Below are 9721 nucleotides of genomic sequence, written 5' to 3' on the forward strand. Positions count from 1 at the left end.
ACACCTCGCTTGCGTTATTCGGTTGTGCGTTGATTGAGCGTTCGGTTATTGCGGCAATTTGAAATCGATGGTCTGGGTGGCGAAGCCGTCAATCGGCGTGTCACCGCGTTTGGCCGGAATGAATTTCCAGTTCTTCACGGCGGCAACAGCAGCGTCATCCAGTTGCGGTTTGCCGCTGGATTTGGTCACCGTCACCGAACCGGCGCGGCCGTTGGCGAGTACCTGAATGCGCAGTACCACGCTGCCTTCCCAGTTGCGCCGCAGTGCCAGCGACGGGTATTCCGGCGGCGGATTGCCAAGGCTGGCGAGACCGGAAATCGCTGCCGACTCCTTGACCGGACCCGGCGCGGCGGCAGGAGCCGGTGGCGCGCTCGGGGTGGCCGGGGCAGCAGGAGCCGCCGGTTGTGCCGGCGCCGGTGGCGCTTTCGGTGGCTCGACCTTTTTCACCGGTTTCGGCTTCTCGACCGGTTTCGGTTTTTCGATCGGCTTGGGTTTCTCCACCGGTTTCGGCGGTGGCTTGACCGCATCCTCGTCTTCCACCGGTTGTTCCGGTTCCGGCGGCGGTGGCGGAGGCGGCGGTGGTGGCGGTTCCGGTGTGGGCGGTGCCGGTGGCGTCGGGCTGGTCAGCTCGACGGTCATTTCCGGAATCTGCGGTGGCGTTGGCAATGGCTCTGTTTTGGACTGCTGGAGAAACCACCAGGCGCCGCCATGTATCAGTGCCGACACAGCGACCAGCAACACCATCTGCTGTTTATTCAGACCGCCGGGTTGCGAAGTGTTGGCTTTAAACGCCGGCCTGCCCGGAGGCGGCGGAATTGGCGCTTCCCGCAACGACCCCGGCAGGGTTCTGTGCTTTACCGCATCGTTCATTAAAGCTCCCTCGGGTTGATGAAGGGCAATAAGGTGCCGTCCGAACATCCAGGAGATGTTCGAGTGGGTGGGTGCAACTTTCTTCAAGGTGAGCAGAAGCCGATAGTTGAACTATCCGGTTAACAAGGCTTGTGCAAACTTACTGGCTTGGCGTCATCGACTTCGACTGTTCATTAGCCATTCCCTGGTTGTTCTTCTATTACGTAAGACAACGGTCGGTGTCTCATGCTTGTTACACATAGCAACCGCTGTGCCACATGTTGCTGAAATGTAGAGTGCGTATTTCATGAGTGTTACCCATGTCGCATTTATATAAGTTTTACCCTTGTCGTGGTTTTTCCATGGCGCGCAGATTGCCGTTACTCCGGTCGAGGGAGCTTTTTCACAGGCGAGTCAGGCTGTGCGCCATATCACGCTGATCGGCGGGATAGAGCGGCGGCCTGGCTTGCGGCCAGGGCACTTGCTGGTGCGCGGCGGACCGAATTGGTGCGGGTCAATGTTTTAGCGGCTCACGGGGCATGTTCCTTGTTGTTGGTTAAATGAAATCACTGTTTGAAGTATTGAATAGTTCAAACCCGTGGAGCAGTTTTGGTGCACTTGCAATAGCGTTGAAAGTTATTGTTCGACAATCCTGCTGTCGTTCAATGCGCACTGCGTTTGCGTAGTAAATGTCCGAGTCTTATTTAAAAAATAAATAGCACGCTGCCGTCGGCCAATAACTCATTGCCGAACGCAGTGCGCTGTCGAAGTGTCAGGTAATAAAGTAAGTGTGAAGGCAGCCGGGACTGTTCGGATGAACTCGGCGGCGAACGGATAAATGCAAAGAGGCTGTGATGCGGCAGAGCGTTTGAAGATTCACGCGGTGAACTCCTGTTGCCAGCTCGGATACGCGAACTTTTGGTTCGGTATCGCACCTTACAAGAACGCGGATAACGTTCGATGATTGCTCTTGGTGCGGGATGGGCACCGCAAGCGCTGTTTTGCGAGGTTTGAATTCGCAAGTCGCGAGTGCATGGGAAAACCGTGCCAAAGCCGATACACAGGCAGATTATTTCTACATCCACGCTACAGCCATCTACCCTGTGGCAATGGTCTTTTCGGGGGGATTGGATATGTACCAGCTCTATGGGCACAGAAATTCAGGCGCGGCGGCCATCGAAGCGGCGCTGGAGCTGTGCCAGATCGCTTACCGTTTCATTGATGTCGAAGCCAGCACCGAAGCTGCCGAGGCGTTGGCGCAGCTCAATCCGCTCAAGCAGATACCGACCTTGCAACTGCCCGATGGCGGCGCCATCACCGAGAGCGCGGCGATCCTGATTCACTTGGGGCTGACGTTTCCCAAGTCCGCTTTGCTGCCTGCCAAAGCAGAGGATCGTGATCAGGCGATTCGCGGTCTGGTCTACATCGTCAGCAACTGCTACGCGGCGATCGGCGTCATCGATTATCCGGAGCGCTGGCTGCTGATGCCCGACGAAGCCTCGCGGCAGAATCTGGTCGCCGGCGCGCGCGAGCGTTTGCACTGGAGTTGGGAGGTGTTTGCCGACCAGTTTTCCGCCGAGCTGTATCTGGATGACGAAACGCCGGGGGCGTTGGATGTGCTGGCGGCGGTGGTGACACGCTGGGCGGGCAGTCGCGAGCATTTGCGCCAGACGCGACCGGGGTTTTATGCGTGGCTGCAGCGGATTGACCGGCATCCGGTGCTGGCACCGGTGTTCGCCCGGCATTGGCCGTCCTGACCGACGATGATCGTTCCCACGCGGAGCGTGGGAACGATCATGAGGAGGACGGGGATTATTCCCCGCGGATGTACTGCTCCAGTTGCTTGATCAGCTCTGCCTGTTCGGCAATCGCTTCCTTGACCAGGTCACCGATCGACAGCAAGCCGATCAACTTGCCGTTCTCCACCACTGGCAAGTGCCGCAGGCGTTTGTCCGACATGATGCCCAGGCAGGTGTCGACAGTTTGGTGGGTGTCGACGGTGATCACGTTCGCCACCATGATGTCGCGCACCGGCGTGCCCACGGATGAGCGGCCATGCAGCACCAGTTTGCGTGCGTAATCGCGTTCACTGATGATGCCGACCACCTTATCGTCTTCGACCACCAGCAAGGCGCCGACGTTTTTCTCGGCCATCTTCATCAGCGCTTCGAGCACCATGTGATCAGGCTTGATCTGGTGCACTTCCTGATTTTTCTGATCTTTGAGCTTGAGCAGTTGGGCGACGGTCTTCATGGTGGTTACTCAGGTGTTGTCGTTGTTCTCCAAGCATCGTAGACGCAAGCGCGCAGGGCAAGGTGGCAAAGCGGCAGATAACACGCAAAAAACGTCATTCGCCGGTTTTTTCCGTGGTTGACGCCGATTTATCGCCAGGGTCATCCCACGCAATGCCGCGTAGAATGCCCCTCTGATTCAATTCCTGAGGTTGCAGTGGTGGATTTACCGCAGGGCTTCGTCCTGACCCGGCATTGGCGCGATACCCCGGCCGGCACCGAAGTCGAGTTCTGGCTGGCGACTGACGCCGGGCCCCGTCGTGTGCGTTTGCCGCATCAGCCGTCGGTGGCGTTTATCCCCGCTGAGCAGCGCGAAGCGGCCGAACGCCTGCTGCATGGCGAGAAGAATGTCGAACTGCGCCTGCTGGCCCTGCAGGATTTCGAGCATCGCCCGGTGCTCGGTCTGTATTGCCAGCAACACGGCCAATTGATGCGCCTGGAAACCGCGCTCAACCGCAATGGGGTCGACGTCTACGAAGCCGATGTACGCCCGCCGGAACGCTACCTGATGGAGCGCTTCATCACTGCGCCGGTGCAGTTCAGCGGCACGCCCGATGCCGACGGCGTGTTGCTCAACGCCCAGCTCAAACCTGACCCCGATTACCGACCGAAGCTGCGCCTGGTCTCGCTGGACATCGAGACTACAGAAACCGGCGAGCTGTACTCCATCGCGCTCGAAGGCTGTGGCGAGCGTCAGGTGTACATGCTTGGCGCGCCGAATGGCGACGACAGCATCGTCGATTTCGACCTCGAATACTGCGACTCGCGCACCATCATTCTGAAGAAGCTCAACGACTGGTTCGCCCGCCACGATCCTGACGCGATCATTGGCTGGAACGTTGTGCAGTTCGATTTGCGCATCCTCCACGAACACGCACGGCGCCTCGGCGTGCCGCTGAAGATCGGCCGTGGCGGCGAAGAGATGCAATGGCGCGAACATGGCAGCCGTAATCACTACTTCGCCTCGGCGGCGGGGCGGCTGATCATCGATGGCATCGAGTCGCTGCGTTCAGCGACCTGGAGCTTCCCGTCGTTCAGTCTGGAAAACGTCGCGCAGACCCTGCTCGGCGAAGGCAAGTCCATCGACAACCCGTACCAGCGCATGGACGAAATCAACCGCATGTTCGCCGAGGACAAACCGGCGCTGGCCAAGTACAACCTCAAGGACTGCGAACTGGTCACGCGGATCTTCGCCAAGACTGAATTGCTGACCTTTTTGCTCGAACGCGCCAGCGTCACCGGGCTGCCGGCCGATCGCAGCGGCGGCTCGGTGGCGGCGTTCACGCATCTGTACATGCCGTTGATGCATCGTCAGGGGTTTGTCGCGCCGAACCTCGGCACCAATCCCCCGCAGGCCAGCCCCGGCGGCTTCGTCATGGACTCACAGCCGGGCCTGTATGAATCGGTGCTGGTGCTCGATTACAAGAGCCTGTATCCGTCGATCATACGCACCTTTCTGATCGACCCGGTGGGCCTGATCGAAGGCCTGCAACACCCGGATGACGCCGATTCCGTGCCGGGTTTCCGTGGCGCGCGTTTCTCGCGTACTCGCCATTGCCTGCCAGCGATCGTCTCACGTGTCGCCGAGGGGCGTGAGACCGCCAAGCGTGAGCACAACGCACCGTTGTCGCAAGCGCTGAAAATCATCATGAACGCCTTCTACGGCGTGCTCGGCTCCAGCGGTTGTCGCTTCTTCGATACGCGGCTGGCTTCATCGATCACCTTGCGTGGTCACGAGATCATGCTGCGCACGCGCAAGTTGATTGAAGAGCAGGGCCACGCGGTGATTTACGGCGACACCGATTCGACCTTCGTCTGGCTGCGTCGTCCGCACGGGCAGGAAGAGGCGGCGAACATCGGTCATGCACTGGTCAAGCACGTCAACGATTGGTGGCGCGAACATGTGCGGGAGGAGTACGGACTGGAAAGCGCCCTCGAACTGCAATTCGAAATTCACTACAAACGCTTCCTGATGCCGACCATTCGCGGTGCGGAGGAGGGCAGCAAGAAACGCTACGCCGGCCTCGTCACCCGCGCCGACGGCAGCGATGAAATGGTCTACAAAGGTCTGGAAACCGTGCGCACCGATTGGTCGCTGCTGGCCCGGCAATTTCAGCAGGAACTCTACGAGCGGATTTTCCAGCGCAAGCCCTATCAGGATTACGTGCGCGACTACGTGCGCAAAACCCTTGCCGGCGAATTCGATGATCGGCTGGTGTACCGCAAACGCCTGCGCCGCACCCTCGACGATTACGAGCGCAACGTACCGCCGCATGTGCGTGCGGCGCGGCTGGCCGACGACTACAACGCCCAGCACGGGCGCCCACGGCAATACCAGAACGGCGGCTGGATCAGCTACGTCATCACCCTGGCCGGCCCGGAGCCTTTGGAAGTGCGCCGCGCCGCCATCGACTACGACCACTACATCACACGGCAACTGCAACCGGTGGCGGATGCGATTCTGCCGTTTGTCGACGACGATTTCTCAACCCTGATCGGGGGGCAACTGGGCCTGTTTTGAGTCGAGCAATTGCAGCGTCCATTCATCGAGAATGCCGTGAAAATAGCGCTCCAGCGCTTGAGTGAACACGCTGTCTTCAGCGGCGAACTGAGCAAACAGGGTCATCGAGGAATGAAACTTCAGGTCATCGGGATGGCCGAAAATCTCCGCGATCGAGCGCTGTTTCACCTTCAGCACTAACTGCGTGCAGGTACGCAGGCGCGCGCCGAGCAGCTCGTGGGCCAGATAGGCCCGGGCTTCCTCGGCTGAACCGATGGCGAAGCGCCGGGACATTTCACTGCCGCCCAGGCCGGCGAACTGCGGAAAGACAAACCACATCCAGTGGCTGCGTTTGCGGCCCTCATCAAGTTCGCGTTGCACGCGCTCGAACACCGGGTCCTGGGCCTGGACAAAACGTTGCAGGTTGAACGGGTCGTACTGATCTGTGCTTCTCATCGCGAAGCCCTCGCCAGTCGGCGGCTCAGACCATGGCCAGCCGCTGCTTGCGTTGTGGCGCTTTAAAAACCTGGTCCAGCGCCGCCAGATCCCCGGCCTCCAGTTGCAGTTGCGCGGCTTGTGCATTGAGTTGCACGTGTTCCGGTCGCACAGCCTTGGGAATCGCAATCACACCATCCTGACGCAGAATCCACGCCAGCGAAACCTGTGCGGGGGTTACGCCATGACGAGCGGCAATCTCATTGGTCAGCGGTTCAGCCAGCATCGCGCCGCCTTGGCCAATCGGGCAGTAAGCCATCAGCGGCATGCGCTGGTGTTGGCACCACGGCAGCAGATCGAATTCGATACCGCGCTCTTCGAGGTTGTAGAGCACCTGATTGGTCGCGCAGACCGAACTGGAGAGTTCTTCGAGATCGTCGACATCGAAATTCGACACGCCCCAACGGCCGATCTTGCCGTCCTCGCACAGGCGTTCAAAGGCTTCGACGGTTTCTTCCAGCGGATACTGGCCGCGCCAATGCAACAGATAGAGGTCGATGTAATCGGTGTCGAGCCGCCGCAGACTGCGCTCGCAGGCCTGCGGGATGCCTTTGCGGCTGGCGTTGTGCGGGTAGACCTTGCTCACCAGAAACACCTGATCGCGCAGACCGGCAATGGCTTCGCCAACCACGCTTTCGGCGCCGCCCTCGGCGTACATTTCCGCCGTGTCGATCAGGGTCATGCCCAGCTCGATCCCCGTGCGCAGCGCCGCCACTTCACGCTTGTGCGCCGAGCGGTCTTCACCCATGCGCCAGGTGCCTTGGCCAATGATTGGAACCTGGACGCCGGCCAGTTCGAGGGTACGCATGCAAACCTCCTTGCTGAATGTGTCGATACCTTTTAGTGGGCAGCAGGATAGACCAGATCGTTCCCACGCTCTGCGTGGGAATGCAGCCCGGGACGCTCCGCGTCCCTTCGCGAGCTGGAACGCGGAGCGTCCCTTGAGGCATTCCTTTGCTGCGCGTGGGAACGATCAGGTACGGCGGGGCGAGTTATTTTGCGGAGAACTTCAACACCACGCTGTGGCTGTAAGCCTGCCCCGGATCAAGCCGAGTACTCGGGAAGTCCGGTTGATTCGGTGAATCCGGATAGTGCTGAGTCTCCAGGGTAAACGCGCCCCAGTGCGGATAGACCTTGCCACCCTTGCCCTTGACGGTGCCGTCGAGGAAGTTGCTGGTATAGAACTGCACACCCGGCTCCGTGGTGAACAACTGCAGCACACGACCGGACTGCGGGTCACTCACCTCAGTAGCAACTTTGCCGATATCGCCCTTGGTATCCAGCGCCCAGTTGAAATCAAACCCACCCTGTTTCGGCTCAGCGAATTTTAGCTGCGGATGATCAGCCTTGATGTGCGTGCCGATCTCCGTCGGTTTGCTGAAGTCCATCGGCGTGCCCGCCACGGGTGCCAGTTCGCCGGTCGGGATCAGTTTGGCGGTGACCGGGGTGTAATGGCTGGCGTGCAGGGTGGCGACCTGTTTGAGAATGTCGCCATTACCAGCGCCGGCGAGGTTGAAATAGCTGTGGTTGGTCAGGTTGAGCACGGTCGGTTTGTCGGTGCTGGCCTTGTAGTCGATGCGCAGCTCGTTGTTGTCGGTGAGGCGATAAGTCACCTCGGTGGTGAGGTTGCCGGGGAAACCCATTTCGCCGTCCGCCGACAGATAGGTCAGGGTCACGCCGACCGAATCCTTGTCCTTGGTTTCCTGGGCTTTCCAGACTTTCTTGTCGAAGCCCTGCGGGCCGCCGTGCAGCGCGTTGGTCTTATCGTTCTGCGGCACTTGATAGCGCTTGCCGTCGAGTTCGAAGGCACCTTCGGCGAGGCGATTGCCGAAGCGGCCGATGGTTGCGCCGAAGTAGGCGGTGCCTTTCTGGTAACCCTGGACATCATCGAAGCCGAGCACGACGTCGTCGAACTTGCCGTGCTTGTCGGCGACTTTCAGCGATTGCAGGGTCGCGCCGTAGGTGATGACGGTGGCTTGCATGCCGTGGCTGTTGCGCAGGATGTATTGCTCGACGGGCGTGCCGTCATTGGTTTTGCCGAAAGCTTTGTGTTCGGCGCTGAGGCCGGCCGCGTTGGCGGAGAGGGTGGCGATCATCAGGGACAGTCCGAGGCCGGAGAGCAGGTGACGGGATTGAAGCATGGTTGACCTTCCTTTTTGTTGTTGTTTTCAAAATGGCGCCGATGCCGTGTAGGAGCTGCCGAAGGCTGCGATCTTTTGATCTTGCTTCTAAACCCCAACGTCAAAAGATCGCAGCCTTCGGCAGCTCCTACAGGATAACTAGTCATGCTATTTGTGTGTGCAGTGAAGATTTATAGTTGATTGATCGTTTATTTCAACAATAAAGACAGACTAATTGGTTGGGCAGACATTGCCGAAGGTCGGCTGGTCGTGCGCACCACTGCACTTTTTCGCAATCGGCGGCTCTATCCATGGCCAGGATGCGGTGACTCCCGCCGCACAGGAATGTGCCTGTTCGAGATTTCATGCCGAGAGCTTTTGCCCTGATCGCCGCTTTTTTCCGCCGCCCGTGCCTGTTGCTGGCCTGTTTGTCGTCGCTGCTGTTCAGCGGTTGCAGTCACCAGGACGGCAATGGTTTCTTCAATCAGATGCGTGAAGGGAAGCCGCAGGAGTTCCTGCAGACCAGCGTCGACCGCATGGCCACGTTGGCGATGCGCGACAACCTCAGCAGCCTCTATCGCTTGCAAGCCAAGCTGTACCTGCGCAACCCGGACGAGCTGCGCAAGTCAGGGTTTCTCAACATCCATGCCGCTGTGAAGCAGGTGCGGATGGCCGTGGAGCAGCAACAGCCGTTGCCGGTGCTTGGCGGTCGAAAAGATTTGGCGGCGCTCAGCTATGCGATGAGTCCGGAGTTTCTCGGCGACCGTGTCGGCGCGTTCATCTATGCCATCGGCAGCATGCTGGTCACCGCCCATGGCAATCGCACTGAGTTCTACATGACCGATGCGATCAACCCGACGTTCGTTCACAACGCTGCACGCAATATCGAAAAAGCCACGTGGATCTTGTCCCAGCGGCAGAACAAGGAAGGGCAGCCGCTGCTGTTTTCCAATGAGATCTCGGAGGAGGGCAGCAACCTGAGCTTCGCCACCGAGTTCGGCAAAATCGTCGCGCGGCTGGACCTGATCACGCAGATGCTTGATGAGCGTTATCGGCGGATCGGCCTTAACTACGCGCAGAGTTTGTTGTTCCTGAATTTCTTGCCGGTGCAGTGAGTTCGGTTGGGGCGGTGATCATCAATGCAGCACAAAACCTGTGGGAGCTGGCTTGCCAGCGATGGCGGTGGGTCAGGCAAAACTATGTTGCCTGGCCTGGCCTCATCGCTGGCAAGCCAGCTCCCACAAGTTTTTGTGGTGGGCAGAGATCCAATGTGGGAGCGAGCCTGCTCGCGAAAGCGTTCCTTCAGGCGCTGAAGAGTTGACTGGTCCACCTCATTCGCGAGCAGGCTCGCTTGTATGGTAGGACTTGAAGGGAGGAGGAGGGACAAGGCTCGATTCTGACTGTTGACGCAGCACAGACCGTGGGAGATTTCGCCCCTCCTCCTTTCACCCAAGCGCCGATAAAGA

8 protein-coding genes are annotated in these 9721 nt (G+C 59.3%); 3 read left to right on the forward strand and 5 right to left on the reverse strand.

Going from position 1 to position 9721, the window contains the following annotated elements; all coding sequences use genetic code 11:
- Positions 1 to 45: 45 nt before the first annotated feature.
- Positions 46 to 870, reverse strand: a complete 825-nt coding sequence (locus CKW26_RS28415) for an energy transducer TonB (RefSeq protein WP_095051017.1) — start codon at positions 868 to 870, stop codon at positions 46 to 48.
- 1112 nt (positions 871 to 1982) lie between these two features.
- On the opposite strand from CKW26_RS28415, the gene CKW26_RS28420 reads away from it, so the two are divergent.
- A complete protein-coding gene (locus CKW26_RS28420; RefSeq protein ID WP_095051018.1) occupies positions 1983 to 2606 on the forward strand; it encodes a glutathione S-transferase in 624 nt (207 codons plus the stop codon).
- Positions 2607 to 2661: 55 nt separating this feature from the next.
- Here CKW26_RS28420 and CKW26_RS28425 read toward each other — a convergent pair whose 3' ends face one another.
- Positions 2662 to 3102, reverse strand: coding sequence for a CBS domain-containing protein (locus CKW26_RS28425; protein WP_008084932.1), 441 nt, complete (start codon positions 3100 to 3102; stop codon positions 2662 to 2664).
- A 198-nt stretch (positions 3103 to 3300) separates the two neighbouring features.
- Between CKW26_RS28425 and CKW26_RS28430 the strand changes: the two genes are divergently transcribed.
- Positions 3301 to 5661 carry a DNA polymerase II gene (locus CKW26_RS28430; protein ID WP_177409298.1) on the forward strand — a complete coding sequence of 787 codons (2361 nt, stop codon included), beginning with the start codon at positions 3301 to 3303 and terminating at the stop codon, positions 5659 to 5661.
- On the opposite strand, the gene CKW26_RS28435 is transcribed toward CKW26_RS28430, so the two are convergent.
- The 3 genes from CKW26_RS28435 to CKW26_RS28445 form a co-directional block, all read right to left on the reverse strand.
- A complete protein-coding gene (locus CKW26_RS28435) occupies positions 5626 to 6096 on the reverse strand; it encodes a DUF1810 domain-containing protein (RefSeq protein ID WP_095051020.1) in 471 nt (156 codons plus the stop codon). The genes CKW26_RS28430 and CKW26_RS28435 overlap by 36 nt on opposite strands.
- A gap of 25 nt (positions 6097 to 6121) precedes the next feature.
- Positions 6122 to 6943, reverse strand: a complete 822-nt coding sequence (locus tag CKW26_RS28440; RefSeq protein ID WP_095051021.1) for an aldo/keto reductase — start codon at positions 6941 to 6943, stop codon at positions 6122 to 6124.
- A 184-nt stretch (positions 6944 to 7127) separates the two neighbouring features.
- The gene (locus tag CKW26_RS28445; protein WP_095051022.1) at positions 7128 to 8276 is read right to left on the reverse strand and encodes an aldose epimerase family protein; all 1149 of its coding nucleotides are present in this window, start codon (positions 8274 to 8276) and stop codon (positions 7128 to 7130) included.
- A gap of 344 nt (positions 8277 to 8620) precedes the next feature.
- On the opposite strand from CKW26_RS28445, the gene CKW26_RS28450 reads away from it, so the two are divergent.
- Positions 8621 to 9370, forward strand: coding sequence for a hypothetical protein (locus CKW26_RS28450; RefSeq protein ID WP_095051023.1), 750 nt, complete (start codon positions 8621 to 8623; stop codon positions 9368 to 9370).
- The last annotated feature ends 351 nt before the right edge of the window (positions 9371 to 9721 follow it).

The sequence above is a fragment of the Pseudomonas sp. Irchel s3h9 genome (genome assembly GCF_900187475.1).
Taxonomy (GTDB): Bacteria; Pseudomonadota; Gammaproteobacteria; order Pseudomonadales; family Pseudomonadaceae; genus Aquipseudomonas; species Aquipseudomonas neuropathica.

Excerpts from the sequence above, each read along its gene's own strand:
- CKW26_RS28415 (WP_095051017.1), bottom strand. The coding sequence starts at position 870 with ATGAACGATGCGGTAAAGCACAGAACCCTGCCGGGGTCGTTGCGGGAA.
- CKW26_RS28420 (WP_095051018.1), top strand. The coding sequence starts at position 1,983 with ATGTACCAGCTCTATGGGCACAGAAATTCAGGCGCGGCGGCCATCGAA.
- CKW26_RS28425 (WP_008084932.1), bottom strand. The coding sequence starts at position 3,102 with ATGAAGACCGTCGCCCAACTGCTCAAGCTCAAAGATCAGAAAAATCAG.
- CKW26_RS28435 (WP_095051020.1), bottom strand. The coding sequence starts at position 6,096 with ATGAGAAGCACAGATCAGTACGACCCGTTCAACCTGCAACGTTTTGTC.
- CKW26_RS28440 (WP_095051021.1), bottom strand. The coding sequence starts at position 6,943 with ATGCGTACCCTCGAACTGGCCGGCGTCCAGGTTCCAATCATTGGCCAA.
- CKW26_RS28445 (WP_095051022.1), bottom strand. The coding sequence starts at position 8,276 with ATGCTTCAATCCCGTCACCTGCTCTCCGGCCTCGGACTGTCCCTGATG.
- CKW26_RS28450 (WP_095051023.1), top strand. The coding sequence starts at position 8,621 with ATGCCGAGAGCTTTTGCCCTGATCGCCGCTTTTTTCCGCCGCCCGTGC.